At 32.5% G+C, this 21385-nt stretch carries 17 protein-coding genes; 7 read left to right on the top strand and 10 right to left on the bottom strand.

The genetic code is table 11. The features are described from left to right. Positions 1-7: 7 nt before the first annotated feature. The 10 genes from miaA to JBL43_RS10100 form a co-directional block, all read right to left on the bottom strand. Positions 8-913, bottom strand: coding sequence for a tRNA (adenosine(37)-N6)-dimethylallyltransferase MiaA (miaA, locus tag JBL43_RS10145; RefSeq protein WP_198841330.1), 906 nt, complete (start codon positions 911-913; stop codon positions 8-10). Continuing rightward, on the bottom strand, positions 906-1748 hold the full coding sequence (locus tag JBL43_RS10140) for an ion transporter (protein ID WP_233098753.1): 843 nt from the start codon (positions 1746-1748) through the stop codon (positions 906-908). Before JBL43_RS10140 ends, miaA begins: the two co-directional genes overlap by 8 nt. 7 nt (positions 1749-1755) lie before the next feature. Continuing rightward, positions 1756-3708 carry a transglutaminase family protein gene (locus tag JBL43_RS10135; protein ID WP_198841329.1) on the bottom strand — a complete coding sequence of 651 codons (1953 nt, stop codon included), beginning with the start codon at positions 3706-3708 and terminating at the stop codon, positions 1756-1758. An 8-nt stretch (positions 3709-3716) separates the two neighbouring features. Beyond that, entirely contained in the window at positions 3717-5078 is a 1362-nt protein-coding gene (locus JBL43_RS10130) for an exonuclease domain-containing protein (RefSeq protein ID WP_198841328.1), read from the bottom strand. Further along, complete coding sequence (locus JBL43_RS10125; protein WP_198841327.1) at positions 5079-6164, bottom strand: M28 family metallopeptidase; 1086 nt, start codon at positions 6162-6164, stop codon at positions 5079-5081. Positions 6165-6237: 73 nt separating this feature from the next. Next, positions 6238-6615 carry a GxxExxY protein gene (locus JBL43_RS10120; protein WP_198841326.1) on the bottom strand — a complete coding sequence of 126 codons (378 nt, stop codon included), beginning with the start codon at positions 6613-6615 and terminating at the stop codon, positions 6238-6240. A gap of 121 nt (positions 6616-6736) precedes the next feature. Further along, the gene (locus JBL43_RS10115) at positions 6737-7534 is read right to left on the bottom strand and encodes an ABC transporter ATP-binding protein (protein ID WP_198841325.1); all 798 of its coding nucleotides are present in this window, start codon (positions 7532-7534) and stop codon (positions 6737-6739) included. After that, positions 7531-8523, bottom strand: a complete 993-nt coding sequence (locus JBL43_RS10110; protein ID WP_198841460.1) for a FecCD family ABC transporter permease — start codon at positions 8521-8523, stop codon at positions 7531-7533. The genes JBL43_RS10115 and JBL43_RS10110 overlap by 4 nt, the downstream gene beginning before the upstream one ends. 32 nt (positions 8524-8555) lie before the next feature. Beyond that, on the bottom strand, positions 8556-9689 hold the full coding sequence (locus tag JBL43_RS10105) for an ABC transporter substrate-binding protein (protein ID WP_198841324.1): 1134 nt from the start codon (positions 9687-9689) through the stop codon (positions 8556-8558). Between the two features lie 1648 nt (positions 9690-11337). Next, a complete protein-coding gene (locus tag JBL43_RS10100; RefSeq protein ID WP_198841323.1) occupies positions 11338-12114 on the bottom strand; it encodes an O-methyltransferase in 777 nt (258 codons plus the stop codon). Positions 12115-12190: 76 nt separating this feature from the next. On the opposite strand from JBL43_RS10100, the gene JBL43_RS10095 reads away from it, so the two are divergent. The 7 genes from JBL43_RS10095 (at position 12191) to JBL43_RS10065 (ending at position 21384) form a co-directional block, all read left to right on the top strand. Then, positions 12191-12982: a polysaccharide biosynthesis/export family protein gene (locus JBL43_RS10095; protein WP_198841322.1), complete on the top strand. Its 792-nt coding sequence runs from the start codon at positions 12191-12193 to the stop codon at positions 12980-12982. A 6-nt stretch (positions 12983-12988) separates the two neighbouring features. Next, positions 12989-15445, top strand: coding sequence for a polysaccharide biosynthesis tyrosine autokinase (locus JBL43_RS10090; protein WP_198841321.1), 2457 nt, complete (start codon positions 12989-12991; stop codon positions 15443-15445). A gap of 128 nt (positions 15446-15573) precedes the next feature. Beyond that, positions 15574-16875, top strand: coding sequence for a nucleotide sugar dehydrogenase (locus JBL43_RS10085; RefSeq protein WP_198841320.1), 1302 nt, complete (start codon positions 15574-15576; stop codon positions 16873-16875). A gap of 350 nt (positions 16876-17225) precedes the next feature. Further along, positions 17226-18284 (top strand): NAD-dependent epimerase, encoded by a 1059-nt coding sequence (locus tag JBL43_RS10080; protein ID WP_198841319.1) that lies wholly within the window; start codon positions 17226-17228, stop codon positions 18282-18284. A gap of 247 nt (positions 18285-18531) precedes the next feature. Next, the gene (locus JBL43_RS10075; protein WP_198841318.1) at positions 18532-19527 is read left to right on the top strand and encodes an N-acetylneuraminate synthase family protein; all 996 of its coding nucleotides are present in this window, start codon (positions 18532-18534) and stop codon (positions 19525-19527) included. A gap of 1 nt (position 19528) precedes the next feature. Beyond that, positions 19529-20683: a UDP-N-acetylglucosamine 2-epimerase gene (gene neuC / locus JBL43_RS10070; RefSeq protein ID WP_198841317.1), complete on the top strand. Its 1155-nt coding sequence runs from the start codon at positions 19529-19531 to the stop codon at positions 20681-20683. Continuing rightward, positions 20683-21384, top strand: a complete 702-nt coding sequence (locus tag JBL43_RS10065) for an acylneuraminate cytidylyltransferase family protein (RefSeq protein ID WP_198841316.1) — start codon at positions 20683-20685, stop codon at positions 21382-21384. Before neuC ends, JBL43_RS10065 begins: the two co-directional genes overlap by 1 nt. Position 21385 lies beyond the last annotated feature (1 nt).

The raw sequence follows: 21385 nt of genomic DNA, 5'->3' as shown, positions 1-21385 counted from the left end.
AAATTGATTATACAATTAAATTATTTAAGGATTCAATAATGTTTTCAGGAGTATCTTGATAATCGAACCATTTAATAGTAGCATCTTTTCGATACCAAGTCAATTGTCTTTTTGCAAACCTACGTGTATTCTTTTTAATTTCTTCAATAGCAAAATCGAGCGTGATTTCTTCTTCAAAATGAGCGAAGAGCTCTCTATACCCAACCGTTTGCAGTGCGTTTAGGTTTTTATACCTAAATAGTTTTTTGGCCTCGTCTAACAGTCCGTTTTCCATCATTAAATCAACCCGCATATTAATTCTATCATAAATAATTTGCCTATCAGCATTCAATCCAATTTTAATGGGAATAAAATTTCTTTTTACTTTATGTTTATTTTGGAATGAAGAAAATGGTTTACCTGTACCCATACAAATTTCTAAAGCTCTGATAAGGCGTTGATGGTTCTCTAAATCAATATTTTGATATGTTTCAAGATCTAATGATTTTAATTTTTCTTGTAAAGACGAAATCCCTTGTTCTTCCAACTGAAGCTTTAAGTTTACACGCATTTGAGGATCAACCTTAGGGAAATCATCTAAACCGTATAAGACAGCATCAGTATATAAACCACTACCGCCAACCATTACAGCAACATTATGCGTCTTAAATAGTTCATCAAGTTTTAAGAGTGCCTCTTTTTCAAAATGACCCACACTATACGAATCTTTAATAGAAATATGTTGGATAAAATGATGTTGTACCGCTTCTAATTCTTCTGAATTAGGTACAGCAGTTCCAATATTCATTTCTTTAAAAAACTGTCTAGAATCAGAGGAAAGTATTTCTGTATTGAAATGTTTTGCAATTGCAATGCTTAACGCTGTCTTGCCAATTGCTGTAGGTCCGATAATGGTAATTAAATAGTTAGGCATCTGGTAATTTATGTCCGCATTTTCTACAGTAGTCAGCATCATTACGATGAATTTCTGCACCACAAGAAGCACAAGATCTACCATCATCATGATGGTTGTTTTTCTTATTTGCCATGGTATATTCAGCCGATACAATTCCTGTTGGTACGGCAATAATTCCGTAACCAATTATCATAATTATTGTGGCTATAAACTGTCCTAATGGGGTTTCTGGTGAAATATCTCCATAGCCCACTGTTGTTAAGGTTACAATGGTCCAATAAATACTATGCGGTATACTGTTAAAACCATGAGCGGCACCTTCTACTAAATACATCACGGTACCCAGAATAACAGAGATAATTAAGACTGAAAAAACAAAAACAAATATTTTTGCTTTACTCGCACTAATCGCTTTGATTAAATTGTCAGATTCACCTAAGAAACGAACTAACTTTAAAATTCTAAAGACTCTAAGTAACCTTAAAGCTCTTAAAGCTGCAAAATATTGTGAGCCCCAGAAGAAAAAAGATAAGTATTTTGGCATGGTAGAAAGTAAATCAATAATACCATAAAAGCTAAAAATATACTTTTGAGGTTTTTTAACGCAGATAACACGCAACATGTATTCAATGGTAAAAAGTATGGTTACTACCCATTCTGAGATATTAAAAAAGTTGTGGTAGGCATCGTTATATGCTTTTACACTTTCAAGTAAAACGATAATAACGCTATAAAGAATTAGGACTAATAGAAGCACGTCAAACATACGACCTGCCGGTGTATGTGTACCATATATCACTTCATGCAATGTAGCACGCCAATGTCTATTTTGTTTATCGTTTTTTGCTCCCAACAGATGTTTATATTTTTTCTAAAGTTATCAAAGAATTCTGAGTTTTGATAATTTGTGCATAAAATTCTTTAAGATAAGGATATTCTTCTGGTATAAAGTAGCTTTTTCCTATTACAAATTTATACATCATTATAATTACATTTTCTTTCTGCTGAATATTAAACATGAAACTTCCACCATTATTTGGCAATTTAAAGGCGATATTCTCTGGAATAGATTTGATACTGTAACCTTCTGGTGTTTTCAGTTTTAAAGTATATAAAAAAGAGTGAGCATAACCAAAGTCAATAGGATAGGTTCTTTCTTTTAATTGAAATGGGTTTTTAGAGATTTTTGAAAGAATAAAAGGATTAATAAGCATCAGATTCTCATTCAAATTACTTTCCATAGTAATATCAAATTCTTCTTTCAAATTATTTTCTTCACCATCTAGATTGAAATTATTATAGGCGTTTACGATTATTTTATCGTCATTCTCTATTTCTTCTAAGTAATCATCCTCTGAAGCGTCATTGATTTCATTTCTTTTATTAAATGCTCTATAGCCTGAATACAATTTTTTTATAGAACCGTTAAAATTACCGTTTTTACCGATTTCTAAATCTACGGTCATTAATACTCTATTGTTTTTATCAGGAGTTATATCAACCCAATAACTTCCTTTACTAAAATTCATTACCCTGGCATAGGAGTTTAATAAATCAAAAGGAAGCATTCCAAAAGGCATTGTTTTATGGGTGGCATCTAATAAATAGCTTTTACCATCTATATTAAGTTTAGCTATAGCATAATTGAAATCCGTCATTACAGGATATAATTTGGTGGGTAAGCCATAATCTCTTCTAGATAGTAATGCAATTTCAGCATCAAAACCAACCGCATTTAACGCATTAATAAGGGCAATGTTTATTTCTGTAGAATTACCCATCTTATTATTAAACGCGTCTTTTACCTTAACATCTTTAAATAATTTTATTTTATTATTCCATGTAAAATGTGCTTTTATAAAAGCATAGATTTCTTTTGCTTTATCGAGGTCATTAGTTCCGTTTAAAAAAGCTTCAGGGATTCTTTTTTCTAAGTAATCCACTTTTCTTAATTGTCTGCCAATATTCTTATCGCTTTTAAATTCTTTATCTACACTTTTCCAAGTTTCAGTATACTTATGATTTATGCCGTCAAAACCTCTAAATTCAGAAAGTTCAAATTTTAAAGAGGATAAATAATTAGATTTAGAAGTCATATAATCCTCCTCAATAAAAGCAGGAATGTTTTCCATGGCATAAATTAATTCTTCACAATCAGCTTCACCGGCAATACCTGAAATAGAAAAACATCTTTTCTTTATTTTAGATTCATTTTTAGATAATTTTTGAAATCCCATTAATCTTCTATTATAGATATAATTACCTGGAATTAAAGCATAAAATTCACTTTTAATTTTGGGAATATTGGTCTGAAAGTCCCACCCAGTAAAATTAAATTTAAAAGGAGATTCTAAGATGTATTCATATTCTATAATGCTGTTTTCCTTTAGGTTTGGCATTGTAAATTTAACATTGGACCAATTATCACTGATTTTATCCGTAAAAATATCATTTTGAGATAAATGCATTTTTTGCATTCCATTATGGGTGATAGCCTTTATATCTTTTACTTTTTCACTAGTACTATTATTGTTATAAATGGGTATTTCAATTGTTGCAACATCAAATGCTTCTTTATTGAAAATTTTAATTTTAGCATAATATTTAGTGCTAATAACAATAGAGTTTGAGGTTTGAATAAATGTAGTTTTACCTTTTTCATACAAGTAGACTGCGTTTGCCGTAGAATCTCGTTCATAAATTGTAAGGTCGTAATCTTTTTGTGAAATTTTACCAAAAGTATACTCTTCTTTTGTTTGAGCAAAGCCACTAAAACTAATGTAGAACAGGAAAAAAGGAATAAAATATTTCATGTAGATGCTTATAGATCAATTATTTTTTTCACCTTATTTCTGCGTAAATAGCTTTTTATAATATGTTGTACATCACGGTTATTTTCCATGGAAGTAATAAGTGATTTTAACACATCAATATTATTAATCTGATAGTTCAGATTATAAAACCCTATCCCCTTAAAGATGCCATTTTCAATCAATAAAGCACTATGCTCGTCATATTCACGCCCTTTATCAATTATAACCATGTTTTTATTCTCAAAACTATGCTTGTCAATTACTTGCTGTACACGTAAATTGTATACTTCGGCACTTTCCTCAAGAATACAAGCTCCATTACATGCTTTAATGGTATAACTAAAGCAATTTGTTTTGGTGTTATAGATTCCCGTTAATTTCTGACACAATTTAAATTCTTCTGTAATTTTAAAAAGGTGACTTTTAGCACTTTGTCTATTCGCAAAAGTAGTTATCGGATTTTCTCTTCCATCTGCTTTATCAATTTCTAAGTTGATATAGCCTTTATCATCTATAAAGCTATATAAGGCATGGGTAAATACAGTTCTGCGTAGAGCTCGGTTAAAAATGGGTTTGTTACGCTTAATTTCTTCACTTTCTTTAAGCAAGGCTACGAGTTCACTTCCTGTAATTTCGTACGTAACTGTACTTACGAGGTTTTGTATTTTCTTAGATTTTTGACTGCTATTGGTAAAGTGTTGATTGATACGTTTCTTAATATTTACACTTTTACCAATGTAAATAATTTCACCATCTGAACGATGGATATAATACACACCCGTTCTAGCGGGCATATCTTCAACAATATCAATTAACTTAGGGTCTAACTGTAATTTGGGCTTGTTTCTTACTGTGCTTTTAATAATCTCTTTTTCAACATCTTTATCCAATAACAATTGAAAAAGTTTAACAGTAGCAATGGCATCACCATTCGCTCTATGCCTGTCGGTTACTGGAATACCTAATGTTCGGCATAACTTTCCGAGTTTGTAAGAATCTAAATCGGGAATTAATTTTTTACTAAGTTCAACGGTACATAAAGATTCACGTTCATATTCATATCCTAAACGTTTGAATTCCGTTTGTAAAATACGGTAATCGAATTTTGAATTATGGGCAACAATGACACAATCCGTTGTAATCTCTATGATTCGTTTGGCAACCTCAAAAAACTTGGGTGCATTACGTAACATTTTATTGTTAATACCAGTTAGGTTTACTACAAACGGTTGTATGCTTCGTTCGGGATTTACCAAACTGATAAAGCTATCTACAATTTGATGCCCATCAAATTTATGAATGGCGATTTCGGTAATACCTTCTTCGTTAAATTTACCTCCCGTAGTTTCTATGTCGACAATGGCGTACAACTATTCTTTATCTACTTTTAATGTTTTATCTCTATTTGCAATTTCCCAAGCGGTGTAAAACACTAATTGTGCTCTTTTTTGAAGTAAATCATATCTTATTTTATCTGGTGTATCTGTATGTTTATGGTAATCTTCATGAACTCCATTGAAGTAAAAGATTACAGGTATATTATTTTTAGCAAAATTATAGTGATCCGATCTGTAATAAAATCGATTCGGATCATTTTCGTCATTATAGGTATAATCTAACGCTAATTTTGTGTATTTTTTATTAACAGCTTCTGAAAGTTCATGTAATTCTGTACTCAATTTATCAGCTCCAATTAAATATATAAATTCAGGAGTTTCATCATGTTTTTCATCAATTCTACCTACCATATCTATATTTAAATCGACAATAGTATTTTCCAACGGAAATATAGGGTTCTCTGAGTAGTATTTAGAACCAAACAAACCAATTTCCTCCCCGGTAACATGTAAAAATACTAAGGAACGTTTTGGGCCATTACCTGCCTTTACTGCCTTTTGAAACGCTTTGGCGATTTCTAAAACGGCGGTTGTACCTGAAGCATCATCATCAGCACCATTAAATATTTTACCACCTTTTATACCAAGGTGATCGTAATGAGCCGAAATTACAACATATTCATCTGGTTTTTCAGTGCCTTTAATATAGGCAACAACATTTTCAGAACTGAATTTTGCCTTTCCCTTGAAATAGGTTACGGGAATTTCTTGTAAATAATTACCATCAGCATTAGCAGCTGAAATACCTATTTTTTTATAATATTCGGTTATGTATTGTGCAGCTTTTTTTTGTCCAGGTTCGCCAGTAAAACGCCCCTCGAAATCATCAGAAGCCAGTGTGTATAATACTTCTTTTAAGTCTTCTTGGATAATTGACTCCGCATAAATCTTACCATAATCACTAACCAAATTAATTTTGGAAGGCTCTTTAACTAAGTTTTCAACAGGGTCTATACTGGTACTTCGATGTGTAGTTTCTGATTGTGAATCGGAATTTTTTTGTGAACTTCCACAAGAAAGTACAAATGAAAAAATAACGACGATAATACTAATCTTCATATTTTAAAATAATATTACTTCAATTTCACGCAAAGCACGCTAAGTTATCACAAAGCACGCTAAGCCTATTTTATTACAAATTATTCACAATTCTGTGAATATTATCTTTCAACAATTTACTGTTAAAGTTTATTAATAGTCCTAATTTTAAATTTGATAATTTTAAATAAGTCAAGGTCTGTGAAAAATGAACGGGTGCCACTGTTTCAACTGACTTTATCTCTATTAAAACTTTATTATTTATTATCAAATCAATTCTATAACCTACATTTTGTTTAACTTTTTTGTAAACAAAAGGCATTGGAACTTGCTGTTTTACTTCAAGCCCTAATTCTACTAAATCATAAGCCAAGGCACTTTCATAGGCAGATTCTAACAATCCAGGACCTAAAGTCCTATGTAATTCTATAGCTGCACTAATTATTTTATAAGAAATGTCATTTTCTGTCATAAAAAATATGGTGCTCTGCGGGCTTTGCGTTTTAACTTCGCGTCCCGACATGTCGGGATTGCGTGAAATTTCAATGACCTCAGATTATTCATCTTAACTTTACAAGTTCAAAAGTAACCATTTAATCAGTATTTATAACGAATTGTTTAGAACTCGCATCAAATGTTACTAAATTGGAACTAAATAATGTGGAAACACTGCCGTCAGTAATTAAAGTTTCAGTATCCCCAGCAATTAAACCTTTTTCATTCATTAATATTAATTCGTCAGACAACTGTAATGCTAAATGAATTTCATGCGAAGAGATTAATACTGTTTTATGATACTTTTGGCATAAGGTTTTTAATAATTTATAAATTTCTACTTTATTCTGAATATCTAAATGTGCCGTTGGTTCATCTAAAATAATGAGATCCGTATTCTGTGCTAAAGCTCTCGCTATCATTACTTTTTGCAACTGACCATCACTAAGTTCATTATACCTTTTATCAATTATATGTTTTATATTAGTTTGTGAAATAGCAAGATCTATATAATTGACATCATCTTCCGTTAAACTACCAATCCAATTGGTATAGGGCTGTCTCCCTAAGGCAATGAGTTCATAAACGGTAAGGTTACTTTCGGGAATTTTCTCCGTCATTACCAAACTCATTTTTTTAGCCAAATCAATATTTGTAATAGATTCTAATGCAATCTCACCAATAAAAACAGTGCCTTCTAATTGAGGTTGCACCTTGGTTAAGGTGCGGATTAATGTAGATTTACCAATTCCGTTTTTTCCTAACAAACAAATAAACTGGCCTTTTGATAAGCTAATATTTATTTTTTCAGCGATACAAAGTGTTTTCTTTTTATGTTGATAACCAATTTTTAAATTTTCGGTTTTTAGAACGATATGTGAATGGTTTGTAATCAATAGCTATTTCTTTTTCTAATAAGTAACCAAATCACTACAGGTGCACCAAATAAGGAGGTCACAGCATTAATTGGTAATGTATATTCACTGGTAGGTAATTGGGCAATGGTATCGCTAAAAAGCATGATAATGGCTCCAATAATAGATACTGCTGGTAAAATAATTTTATGATCTGATGTTTTTATAATCAATTTTGTTAAATGCGGAACCGCGAGCCCAATAAAGGCAATGGGTCCGGAAAATGCAGTTATTACACCAGTAAGTAATCCTGTGACAATCATTGTTAAATTTCGTGTTTTTTTCAGGTTTACCCCCAAGCTTACAGCATAATTTTCTCCCAATAGTAAACTATTTAGCGGTTTTATAATCGTAATTACAAGGACTAAACTTAACATTGTTACTAATAATAGAATCAAAATTTCGCTCCATGCTAAGTTCCCTAAGCTTCCAAAGGTCCAAAAAACATATTGTTGTAAGCTTTCTGCACTGCTAAAATAGGCAAGAATGCTAATAATTGCAGCCGTAAAACTCCCAAACATTAATCCAATAATAAGAATGGACATGGTATTTTTTATATTTCTAGCCACTAGCATCACAACAGACAAGACAAAGAAAGCACCTAAGCTAGCAGCGAGAGCAATGCCTACATTTGAAATGGATAGGGTAGCGGCAGCACCTGCAAAAGTAGAAGTTCCTAATATTAATAAGGCGACACCCAAACTTGCCCCAGAACTGATTCCTAATACAAAAGGACCAGCAAGAGGGTTTCTAAAAAGTGTTTGCATTAAAAGTCCACTTATAGATAAGCCTGATCCTACTAATATTGCGGTTATTGATTTTGGTAAACGAAAATCAAGTATAATATCTTGCCAAGAACCTTTAATGGTTTCATTACCAAAGAGTATCTTCACAATATCTTCAAGTGGAATATCAACGGAACCCAAACTAATATTTACAAGAAATGCTACCAGTAATAAACATAGCAACATTATAAACTTCAGACCATATGCACTTTGTAATCTCAATTTAATTTTTGTAGATATACAGGTTCATAGTTCGGTAATAAATCTGCATGTGTAATTTTAATAATGTCTTTCAATACGATATGGGGTTGCACGGGAGCCAATTCGTAATACAACGCTCCGCCTGTCGCACCTTTTTTCTGAGTAAAGGAAAATATCTTATGGTTTTTAAACGCATCAAATTTTACATAATGTTCATCGGCTTTTTCTAATTGCTCTAAGCTAGAATAATGACCCGGAGCCAACCATAATTCGGCATGTTGTCCTTTATCATAAACAGATTCAAAACTTAGTGATAAACTTCCTTTTCCTTTAGTATTTGCCCAAAGGTAATTGGTGTTGGCATCTTTTAGGAATTTTGCTACAAAACTTTCGCCAGCAGGTAAATTCCATACATCTTTATAAAGTACACCTGATAATATGGTTGGTTTTGTGGTCGCTTTTGTTGCTATTGTCACTGCGGCTTTATAATCTGTTTCAATAGTTGTAAAAATACTGTCCGCTTCCTTTTCTTTCTCAAAAAACACGGCAAAAAATTTAATCCATTCTGCTCTACCTAAAGGTGTTTCTTCTAACCAATCACCGTTTAAAACAACGGGAATTCCCGCTTTTTCAATGGTATTGAACATTTTATTGTTGTTGCTCATAGAAAACCCAATCAAAAGTTCAGGAGCCACATCTAATAAAATTTCTGTATTGATACTTTCTTCGTTACCCAATTCTGTAATTAGATTTTGATCAATCCTGTCACGCGTTTTTGAAGAAGAAATATATTTTAAATTAGGGAAACCTACCAATGCATCTTCTTCATCTAATAATTCTAACATAGGAATATGCGTAGTAGAAGTAACCACAACTTTCTCAATTGGGGTTCTAATTATTTTAAACGTTTTTAAACTATCAGGAACGCTATTTTCTTTTGGGATAATTATATACTCCAATGCTTCTTCGGCGTTGGGATAAGGCGTGTTTATAATTAATTTTTTATAAGTATCAAACTCCTGTATATCAAATCCTTTAGCGTATGTAACTGAAGTGTTTGTGTTTGATTTAGGTGAAGCTTTCTTTTCTTGTTTACAAGCGGTAAAAAGTACGAGTGTACTAAGAAAAAGTAATGATTTAATAATTTTCATTGAACGATTTTTGTCATTGCAAAGGTATTAAAAATATGAGGATAATTCTCGTGATTCATATGTCATTTTGAAGGAGTTTAGGTAATATTGTTAGGTAAATGTTAATAGTAATGCGTGTTATGTCCTATCCCCAGCCCTTTCCCAAGGAAAGGGAGCATGATTCTCTTTAAATTCAGCAATACCGAACACCATTGATATAGTCATTGCGAGGAGCATAACGGAATTTCCTTCAGTTAGCACTTGTATTTTATGCGACGTGGCAATCTATTTATTTTTTCTCGGTAGTTGTTCAAGCAAAAACACTCCCCTTAGCCCCTCTCAAGAGGGGAATTACTTATTCATTGCGAGGAGCATATCTTGAATTTTCTACGATTAGCACTAATAATTTATGCGATGTGGCAATCCTATTAAGGTCCTATCCCCAGCCCTTTCCCAAGGAAAGGGAGCATGATTCTCTTTAAATTCAACAATACCGAACACCATTGATATTGTCATTGCGAGGAGCATAGCGGAAATTTATTCAATTAGCACTAATAATTTATGCGACGTGGCAATCTGTTCGTTTTTACACGGTACTTGTTCAAGCAAAAACACTCCCCTTAGCCCCTCTCAAGAGGGGAGTTACTTTGTCATTGCGAGGAGCATATCTTGAATTTTCTACGATTAGCACTAATAATTTATGCGATGTGGCAATCCTATTAAGGTCCTATCCCAGCCCTTTCCCAAGGAAAGGGAGCATGATTCTCTTTGAATTCAGCAATACCGAACTCCATTGATATTGTCATTGCGAAGACATTCATGTAATACTATACTTAACCAAAGGTTTTAATGCCTGTGGCAATCTCATTAATGATACTCGTATGCCAATTTTAGGGCTACGCTATTTTTAATTGTCTTTTTCATTGGTGATTTTGTTTTTTGGAATTTATTTGGATTTTTATTTTTTTTTGAGATTTCAATTTTGGAATTTTGTTCTTTCGTTTAAAAGACCTCCCCCTAGTCCCCCTCCGAAGGAAGGGGAATTCGTAGTTGTTATTTTACTTCAATACTTAAATAAAAAAACATTATTGTAACCTTTGTCATTGCGAGGAGCATAGCGGAAATTTATTCAATTAGCACTAATATATTATGCTACGAGGCAATCCTATTAAGGTCCTATCCCCAGCCCTTTCCCAAGGAAAGGGAGCATGATTCTCTTTAAATTCAACAATACCGAACACCATTGATATTGTCATTGCGAAGGCATTCATGAAATTAAAAACACTCCCCTTAGCCCCTCTCAAGAGGGGAATTACTTAGTCATTGCGAGGAGCATATCGAAAATTTATTCGATTAGTGCTAATAATTTATGCGACGAGGCATCTTATTAAGGTCCTATCCCCAGCCCTTTCCTAAGGAAAGGGAGCATGATTCTCTTTAAATTCAGCAATACCGGACACCATTGATATTGTCATTGCGAAGGCATTCATGTAATACTATTATTAACCAAAGGTTTTAATGCCTGTGGCAATCTCATTAATGATACTCAAATGACAATTTTATTACATCTGTATTTTTAAAATTTTGGAATTTGAGATTTGTTTTTTTTTTGAGATTTGAATTTTGGAATTTATTTGGATTTTGCTTTTTTTGAGATTTGTTTATTACCCTAAACCCTCACCACAAACGCTTCTTTCTCTTGTTCTTTTCTAAAGAAAACAATTCCCCAATAAAAAGTATCAATGCTCACGGTGACACTTGGGTGGTTTTTAATATATTGCCAGGCTTCTGACATACCTTCGCTCCAATAAATGTCATCAAAAATAAAGACAGTCTCATTATGAGTATGAGGCAAACAGGTTAGAAAATAATCTATGGTGGCTTGTTTTTGATGATTACCGTCAAAATAGATGAAGTCGTAGGTTTTATTTTTAAGCACTTTTGGCAACGTTTCAGCAAAGCTTCCAATAACAATAGTTATGTTTTTTAACTCAAATGTTTCAAAACTATTTTTTGCAATTTGAGCAGTATTAGGGCAACCTTCTAATGTGGTAATTGAATTTTTTGGATTAGCGAGATGCATTGCTGCAGTTGAAATACCCAATGAGGTTCCAATTTCTAAGGTATGTTCTATATCAAAATAGGAGACCAATCTCCCTAATAATTGTGCTCTTTTTAAGGTTATGCCAGCATTTTTTGCAATAGATGCTACGTTGCGTTGCTTTTTATCTAAGGCTTTTGAACCAGCTCCAAAATCTTTAACAGCGATACTGGTGTTATTCTTTAATAAAGAACGTCTGTAATTTCTCACTTTTGAATACCATGGTTTGTTTGTTTTATCGTAAAAACATTCGGTTAGTAACTTAAAAACAAATGGAGAATGCACACCATGTTGGTTTGTAGATTTTAATAAAAAGTTGAAATAAGATTTAATTTGAAATAGCATGTTCACATTTTTAACCTGCAAAATTAAGGATAATAGAGATTTTAAAATTATATTTGCCGACAAGTTAAAAAAACTAATGCTACGTAACGTTTTAATCATATTAAGTTTAGGTTTATTAATAAGTTCTTGTATTCCTAAAAAAGAGTTGACCTATTTTCAAGGAGAACCTTCTGCGAATAAAGAGATGTATAAAATCTTAAATGAACCTTATAAACTGCAGGTTAATGACATTTTAGATATAAAAATAAAAGCCGATAACGAAACGTTAGTGGCTTTATTTAATCAGTCAGAAAGCCAGACCACTGGTAATATAGGTCAAGTTAGTGCAGATCAATTTTATTTAAGTGGCTATACCATTGACCGACATGGGAATATTAGATTCCCATATATAGGAGAAATAAATGTATTGGGCTATACAGAAAAAGAAGTCCGAGAAAAACTAGAGATTGAATTGGCAAAATACTTTAAAGATCTTGATGATGTTTTTATTACCGTTAAATTGGCAGGGATCCGTTTTACCGTGTTGGGTGAAGTTGCAAACCCTGGCCCTATGGTTTTGTTTCAAAATCAAGTAAATGTTGTAGAAGCCATTGCCAGTGCCGGTGACATAGAAATTACAGGAGATCGTAAAAGAGTGACCATTGTGCGTAAACAAATTGATGGTACAAAAAAAATCATGTTGGATTTAACGGATATAGATGTATTTAATTCAGACTCGTTTTATATTCAATCTAATGATATCGTTTATATTGAACCTTTAAAGCAAAAATCTTGGGGTACGGGTACAACTGGGGTGCAAACCTTTACGACGATTGTGTCCGTCTTATCGTTTGTAACGACTACTATTTTACTAGCTAAAACTTTATAATACATAATGAAGCAATTAGATAAATTTGATCTTAATGTTAATGATATAAAATCATTTGACATCAAGGAATATATTTTTAAAGTACTGTCGCATTGGAAGTTATTTTTAGTGATGTTGCTTATAGGGTTGCTAGTAGCATTCTATATTAATAAACGAAAAATACGTATCTATAGCTTAAATAGTGTTATTGCAGTAAAAGAAGAACAAAATCCACTATTTAATTCAAGTACCAATATTGCATTCAATTGGGGAGGGCCGAGTGATAAGGTAGAAAATATTATTACCATATTACAATCGAGAACACATAATGAAAAGGTGGTAAGAAAATTGGAGTATTACATCAATTATTTACAAGATGGTAGTTTTAGAAAAGTAGATGTATATGGTAAGGTTCCTTTTTCAATAGAAATAGATTCGCTTGGTTACCACTTGTTAAATACCCCAATAAAATTAGAGTTCTTGGAAAACAATGAAGTTTTGGTTTCTGCTGATTTTGAAGAGGAAGACTTAACCTTAATAAATTATAGTGCGAATACTTTAGAAAGTTATATTGCATCGGAGAATAATTTTTCAAAAGCTTTCAATGTAAGTAATCTTATTAAAACTCCTTTTACCGAATTTAGAATTAATAAGAATAGAATAGGCGTCGACTTATCAAATGCTACCTATTATATTTTGTTTTCTGATTTTAATGGTACGGTTAAAAGGTATCAAAATATTAATGTAGACACAAAAAAAGATGGAACTTCAATTATAGAATTGTTATTGACCGGTGCTAATAAAAAAAAGATAGAAGATTATATCAACGAATCAGTAAAGGTGTTAGGTGATGATCAACAAAAGCAGAAAATTGAATATGCTGAAAAGACAAGAGAATATATTGATGAAGTTTTCAATAAAGCGGCTACAAATTTAAAAAAGATTGAAGAAGATTTAGGGAATTTTAAACAACAAAGCGGGGTTTATGATTTAAGTTCTCAAGGGCAAAGCTTGTTAGACGGTGTTACGGAATTAGACAAGCAGCAGCAAGAAGTAAATGATCGGTTGCAGTATTACGACAGTTTAGAAAGTTATATCACATCCAATGATGAAATTGGGCAAGACATTCCGGCACCTGTAAATTTAGGTATTGAAGATGCTAATATCACCAAAAATATTGTAGAGTTGGTGGAGTTATCTAAGCAAAAAAAGAACTTAGAACAAACGGTTACTCAAGACTATCCACCCTTAAAAAATATTAAAGACAATATTGATATTACACGTAAGGTGGTACTTGAAAATTTGTCAAATTTAAAAAGTCAGACGTTAACCAACTTAAATAATATTAAACGGAGAATGGGTACCTACAATTCTAGGTTAAATACCTTACCCAAAAAAGAACAAGGGTTAATTCAATATGAACGTAATTACAACATAACGGCTACGAATTACGAATATTTAAAACAAAAACAATACGAAGCGGGCACAGCCATTGCAGCCAATGTTTCAGATATAAAAATATTAGATCAAGCAAAAGATGTAGGTCAGGGACCCATTAGTCCTAATACACGTTTTAATTATTTAGTGGGAGCCTTATTAGGTCTGGGGCTACCATTTATATACATTTTGATTAAAGAAGCTTTAAATAATAAGATTATTACGGTTGAGGAGATTGAAAAAACCTATAAAATTCCTGTGTTAGGGGTTATAGGGAGTGGTAATATTGAGAGTTACTTAGCGGTTTTTGACAGTCCAAAATCATCTTTGTCAGAATCCTTTAGAGCCTTACGTTCTAATATCCAATTTTTATTTAAAAAAGGTGGAAAATCGAAGACAGTAGTGGTTACTTCTTCCGTGAGTGGAGAAGGAAAAACCTTATGTTCCATCAATATGGCATCCGTATTTGCCATGAGTGAGAAAAAAACCATTTTAATTGGATTAGACCTTAGAAAACCAAAATTACATGACGATTTTGATGTAAGTAATGAAACAGGGGTGGTTAATTATTTGATAGGACAGAAAGAATTGAGTGAAGTGATTCAGAAAACGAGAATTCCGAATTTAGACATCATTACTTCAGGGCCCATTCCTCCAAATCCGTCTGAGTTATTAATTAATGATCAGGCCGAAGAGATGATGGCGTATTTAAAGGAAAATTATGATTATATCATCATAGATACACCACCAGTAGGTTTAGTAGCTGATGCTATTGAACTTTTTAAATATGCCGATGCTATTATGTATATTATTAGGCAAAATTACACGCAGCGTGGTATGCCTAAGATGATTGATGATAAATATATAAATGGTGAAGTAAAAAATATCAGTTATGTATTGAATGATTTTAAAATCAGAGATACCTATGGCTATGGTTATGGTTACGGCTATGGTTATGGCTACGGTTATGGTGGTTATGGTAAATATCAGAACGGTTATCATTCCAATGAAAAAGAGTCTTGGATAAAAAAGTTATTTAAAAAATAATTTTTCAAGATAATTGACGTTTGTTTAAACATTAATGAGATTGCCACAGGCACTTTAAATTTGTAGTCTAATTCTTAAGCTACTTGAATGCCTTCGCAATGACAATTGTAAAATGACAATAAAAAAGTATGAAAGAAACTAAAATTGCAATAATAGGTTTAGGATATGTAGGTTTACCACTAGCGGTTGAATTTGCAAAGAAATATCAGGTTGTAGGTTTTGATATCAATACCAAAAGAATTAATGAATTAAGAGGGAATAATGATTTTACCTTAGAAACTTCTTCAGAGGAGCTTGAAGGTGTAAATGTTACTTCGTTGGAGAATTTAAAAGATTCGAAAACGGGACTTTGGTTAACGGATAATTTGTCAGATATAGAAATGGCTAATTTTTACGTGGTTACGGTACCCACTCCAGTAGATAAAAGTAATAGACCCGACTTAACACCTTTATATAAAGCAAGTGAAACCGTAGGTAACGTTTTGTCTAAAGACGATGTAGTTGTTTATGAATCTACTGTTTTTCCAGGTGCTACTGAAGATGAATGTATTCCAATTTTAGAAAAAGTTTCTGGTTTAGTTTTTAATAAAGACTTTTATGCTGGATATTCCCCTGAAAGAATTAATCCGGGAGATAAATTACATACAGTAACAAAAATTTTAAAAGTTACTTCGGGCTCAACTCCAGAAATAGCAACATACATTGATAATGTGTATAAATCCATCATTGTAGCAGGTACGCATTTGGCTCCTTCTATTAAAGTAGCTGAAGCTGCTAAAGTGATTGAAAATTCGCAACGTGATATTAATATTGCTTTTGTAAATGAGCTGTCAAAAATATTCAGATTGATGGGTATTGATACATTAGAGGTCTTAGAAGCAGCGGGAACAAAATGGAATTTCTTGCCATTTAGACCAGGTTTAGTGGGTGGACATTGTATTGGTGTAGATCCTTATTATTTGGCTCAAAAAGCAATGGAATTAGGGTATAATCCTGAAATAATATTGGCAGGTAGACGATTAAATGATAGTATGGGACCTTTTGTAGCACAAGAGTCTGTAAAAATGATGATTAAAAAAGGAATTCCTATCAAAGGATCTAATGTATTGGTATTAGGAATCACTTTTAAAGAAGATTGTCCTGATATTAGAAATTCAAGAGCCATTGATATTGTTCGCGAATTTGAATCATTTGAAGTAAATATAGATGTTTATGATCCTTGGGCTACGGCTGCAGAAGTAAAACATGAATATGGTATCGATTTAATTGTTAATGAAAGTGATATTAAGAAAAAATATGATGGCGTTATCATAGCTGTTTCTCATAAGGAATTTAAAGTATTAGACCTTTCAAATTATTGTGCAACTGATCATATTGTTTTCGATGTAAAAGCAACTTTACCAAAGGATAAGTCGGATAGTAGGTTGTAAAAAAATTTGCAGTTTGTGGTAAATAAGTTCTCGATACGATGCGTAATGATACAGTTAGTAATAAGCGATTTTGTAGCATCACTCGAACTGACAACTAACAAAGTAACGTCATTTCGAGTGTTTTCTAAGAGGCTATAGCCGATTAGAAAAAGTATCGAGAAGCAAGTGAATGATAGTCATTTAGTAGCGTTGCAAAGCGAGCGAAGAATCTGCCAATCCGTAACGAAGAATTCAACAGATTCTTCATGCCTCGGAATGACATATATTAGACTGTCATTCAGAGCGGAATGCAATGGAGCGAAGAATCTGTCAAAATAAGAGTTAGAATTTAAATTACATTTAAAGTAATAATGAAAGAAAACATATCAGAAAAGGTCCTCGTAACCGGGGCAGCAGGCTTCATAGGCTACCATTTATCAAAATTATTGACAAAAAACGGATATGAAGTTGTTGGTATAGATAATATTAATGATTACTACGACCAAAACTTAAAATATGCGAGACTTGAAGATTTAGGGATAGAACGAGCTAAAATTTCTGACAATGTTCGGGTTAAGGGTGATATTACTTTTGTAAAGTTAGATTTACAAGATAAAGAAAACCTGATGCAACTTTTTAAAGAAGAAAAGTTTGATTATGTGGTTAATTTAGCCGCTCAAGCAGGGGTTCGGTATTCAATTGAGAATCCACAAACCTATATAGATAATAACATTACTGGTTTTTTAAACATCTTAGAAGGCTGTCGTAATTATCCAGTAAAACATTTGGTATATGCTTCATCAAGTTCCGTTTATGGATTGAGTGAAGAAATTCCTTTTTCAGTAGATAGTCATACGGATCATCCAATGGCAATTTATGCAGCAAGTAAAAAAGCCAATGAAATGATGGCTCATTCGTATTCTCATTTATTTGGAATTCCGAGTACAGGCTTACGTTTCTTTACGGTATATGGCCCAATGGGAAGACCAGATATGGCTCTGTATTTATTTACAAAAGCAATTGTAGAAGATAAGGAGTTTGATGTATATAATCATGGAAACATGAGTAGAGATTTTACCTATGTTGCTGATATTGTTGAAAGTATAAAAAGGTTACTACCTTTAGCTCCTATGGCTAACAATCCTAATTTTAATCCTAAGAAACCCATTCCATCTTCTAGTACGGCCCCTTATCAACTTTTTAATATTGGTAATAATAGTCCGGTTCAATTGATGGACTTTGTTAAAGGTGTAGAAAAAGCATTAAATAAAAAGGGTAAGATTAATTTAAAACCGATACAACCAGGCGATGTACCGAGTACCTATGCTAATGTTGAAAGTTTATTTGATTATATCGATTTTAAACCATCTACACCCATTCAAGAAGGAATTGATGCTTTTGTTGCCAAGTATTTGGAAATGAATACATAAGTTGACTAGTTAATGCGTCACATCGAGTGTTTTTTTCGAGACATTAGTCGAGAATAATCCCGACGTTTCGGGAGTATCGAGATGAAGTGTATTGTACGAGACATTTGTTAATATTCCCAAAATATTAGCATTATCAAGATTATTATAGAGAACACATTAAAGTATCGAGTTGAAAATTAGTTTAGTTAACTTATGTGAACTAATTTTGTTTTTATTGATAATTAAAGTAATAAAAAAAAATAATAAAGTGAAAATAATTGCTGAAATAGGTCAAGCTCATGAAGGTAGTTTGGGTATTCTCCATTCTTATATTGATGCCGTAGCTAAAACAGGTGTCGATGCTATTAAATTTCAAACACATATTGCCGAAGCAGAAAGTAGTGAACACGAACCTTTTCGCGTTAATTTTTCTTATGAAGACAAAACACGTTTTGAGTATTGGAAACGTATGGAGTTCTCTTTAGAGCAATGGAAAGAAATCAAAAGGCATTGTGACGAAGTTGGTCTAGAATTTATGAGTTCACCATTTAGTAATGCCGGGGTAGATTTATTGGAAAATGTAGGTGTAGAAACTTACAAAATAGGATCAGGTGAAGTCAACAATTTTTTGTTATTAGATAAAATTGCTCAAACAGGTAAACCAGTAATAATTTCATCTGGTATGAGTTCTTTTGAAGAACTCGATAGAACCGTTCATTTTTTGAAAGAGAAAAAAGTTAATTTTTCTATTTTACAATGTACAACATCATATCCTACAGCACCAAACCAATTTGGTTTGAATGTGATTCAAGAATTAAAACAAAGATACAATGTGTCTGTTGGCTATTCTGATCATTCGGCTAAAATTGAAAGTTGTATTGCGGCAACTGCTTTGGGAGCAGAAATATTAGAATTTCATGTAACCTTTAGTAAAGAATTATTTGGACCTGATGCTAAATCATCATTGACAATGACCGAAACAGCACAGTTAGTAGCTGCAGTAAAAAACATTAATACTGCAATTCAAAATCCCATTGATAAAAACGATACTGATAAATTTACGGAGCTAAAAAGTATCTTTGAAAAATCTTTAGCAGTTAATAAAGATTTAAAAAAGAATCATGTGATAACTTTTGACGATTTGGAAGCAAAAAAACCAAAAGGTTATGGTATTTTAGCAAGTGAATTTGAAAAAGTTGTTGGAAAACAATTGAAAAGAGAGATGAAGCAATGGAGTTTTTTGAATGACGAAGATATAGTATAATATGAGTAAACGTAAGATTTGTGTAGTGGTCACTGCAAGACCTTCATATAGTAGAGTTAAAACCGCTTTAAAAGCAATAAACGAGCATCCCAATTTAGAATTGCAATTAGTGGTTGCAGGTTCTGCATTGTTAGGAAGGTATGGTAATGCTGTTGATGTTATTGAAAAAGACGGGTTTACTATCAGCGAGAAAGTTTTTATGGTGTTAGAAGGGGAGAACAAAACAGCGATGGCAAAAACTACGGGTTTGGGAGTAATGGAATTAGCTAATGTGTTTTATAAATTACAACCAGACGCTGTGATAACCATTGCGGATCGTTTTGAAACAATAGCAACCAGTATTGCTGCCGCCTACCAAAATATTCCTTTAGTTCATTTACAAGGAGGAGAAGTAACAGGTAATATTGATGAAAAAGTACGTCATGCTAATACCAAACTTGCCGATATACATTTTGTGTCCACGGATGATGCTAAAGAACGTGTCATAAAAATGGGTGAAAATCCTGATTTTGTTATCAATACAGGATGTCCATCTATTGACTTGGCAGATGAAGTCTTGCAACATCCTGACTTAGATTTTGATCCTATAGAAAAATATGGTGGCGTAGGTTCAAGCTTAAATTGGAAAGAAGGCTATATTGTAGTGATGCAACACCCTGTTACAACGGAATATAAAGAAGCGAGAAATGATGTAACGAAGACCTTAGAAGCTGTACACGAGCTAAACATACCTACGTTTTGGTTCTGGCCTAATGTTGATGCAGGTTCAGATGGTACCTCTAGTGGTATACGGTCTTTTAGAGAAAGAATAAAGCCCCAAAATATCCATTTTTTTAAAAATATGGAACCAGATGATTTTTTAAGGTTATTAATAAACAGTCAATGTTTAATAGGCAATTCTAGTGTAGGTATTAGAGAGTGTTCTTATTTGGGAGTTCCAGTGGTTAATATCGGTACGAGACAGAATAGAAGAGAACGTGGTAAAAATGTAATGGATGTTACTTATGATAAGCAAAAAATTGCAGGAGCAATCAAAGAAAGAATAGCCAGTAAAAGAGAAAAAGAACAAATTTATGGTAATGGTACATCTGGTGAGAAAATTGCAGATCAATTATCTAAAATAGAATTGAATTTTCATAAAACCATAATGTATTAATGAGAATTTTAGGTCTTATACCCGCAAGAGGAGGTTCAAAAGGTGTACCACGAAAAAATATTAAATTATTGAATAGTAAACCCCTATTGCAATATACAACTCAAGTAGCATTAGAATCAAAGCTATTAACAAAAGTAATTTTGAGTTCGGATGATGATGAAATTATTCAGATAGCAAAAAAAATAGGTATAGAAGTTCCATTTAAAAGACCAGAACTATTGGCTAATGATACATCACCTACGTTGCCTGTAATTCAACATGCACTTCAATTTCTAAAAGAGAATAAAAATGAAGAGTTCGATGCTGTTTGCTTATTACAAGTTACCACACCTTTTAGAACAGTTGGGTTTTTAGACGAAGCTCTTCGAAAATTTATTGAAAGTGATACAGATTCTTTAATATCCGTTCAAAAAGTACCACATGAATATAATCCGCATTGGGTTTTTGTTAAAAATGATGCTGGGAATTTAGAAATTGCAACTGGAGAAAAACAAATTATTGCTCGAAGACAAGAGCTACCGGATACGTTTCATCGAGATGGTAGCATTTATATAACTAAAGTAGAAATATTATTGAAAGGTAATTCTTTATATGGTGATTCAATTTCGCATATTGAATCACCTCATGAGTCTTATGTAAATATTGATACAGAAAGAGATTGGGAAAAAGCAGAGGAACTGGTTAAACTTATCAGATTATAAT

The organism is Aureibaculum flavum (assembly GCF_016406085.1).
Taxonomy (GTDB): Bacteria; Bacteroidota; Bacteroidia; order Flavobacteriales; family Flavobacteriaceae; genus Aureibaculum; species Aureibaculum flavum.
Note: the sequence above shows the minus strand (reverse complement) of the source record. Positions and strands in the feature narration are given on the sequence as shown.

Bases quoted from the DNA above. Each gene is read 5' to 3' on its own strand.
- JBL43_RS10065 (WP_198841316.1), top strand. From the start codon at position 20,683: ATGAGAATTTTAGGTCTTATACCCGCAAGAGGAGGTTCAAAAGGTGTA.
- JBL43_RS10090 (WP_198841321.1), top strand. From the start codon at position 12,989: ATGAAGCAATTAGATAAATTTGATCTTAATGTTAATGATATAAAATCA.
- miaA (WP_198841330.1), bottom strand. From the start codon at position 913: ATGCCTAACTATTTAATTACCATTATCGGACCTACAGCAATTGGCAAG.
- JBL43_RS10080 (WP_198841319.1), top strand. From the start codon at position 17,226: ATGAAAGAAAACATATCAGAAAAGGTCCTCGTAACCGGGGCAGCAGGC.
- JBL43_RS10085 (WP_198841320.1), top strand. From the start codon at position 15,574: ATGAAAGAAACTAAAATTGCAATAATAGGTTTAGGATATGTAGGTTTA.
- JBL43_RS10100 (WP_198841323.1), bottom strand. From the start codon at position 12,114: ATGCTATTTCAAATTAAATCTTATTTCAACTTTTTATTAAAATCTACA.
- JBL43_RS10110 (WP_198841460.1), bottom strand. From the start codon at position 8,523: ATGTTGCTATGTTTATTACTGGTAGCATTTCTTGTAAATATTAGTTTG.
- neuC (WP_198841317.1), top strand. From the start codon at position 19,529: ATGAGTAAACGTAAGATTTGTGTAGTGGTCACTGCAAGACCTTCATAT.
- JBL43_RS10105 (WP_198841324.1), bottom strand. From the start codon at position 9,689: ATGAAAATTATTAAATCATTACTTTTTCTTAGTACACTCGTACTTTTT.
- JBL43_RS10125 (WP_198841327.1), bottom strand. From the start codon at position 6,164: ATGAAGATTAGTATTATCGTCGTTATTTTTTCATTTGTACTTTCTTGT.
- JBL43_RS10135 (WP_198841329.1), bottom strand. From the start codon at position 3,708: ATGAAATATTTTATTCCTTTTTTCCTGTTCTACATTAGTTTTAGTGGC.
- JBL43_RS10095 (WP_198841322.1), top strand. From the start codon at position 12,191: ATGCTACGTAACGTTTTAATCATATTAAGTTTAGGTTTATTAATAAGT.
- JBL43_RS10120 (WP_198841326.1), bottom strand. From the start codon at position 6,615: ATGACAGAAAATGACATTTCTTATAAAATAATTAGTGCAGCTATAGAA.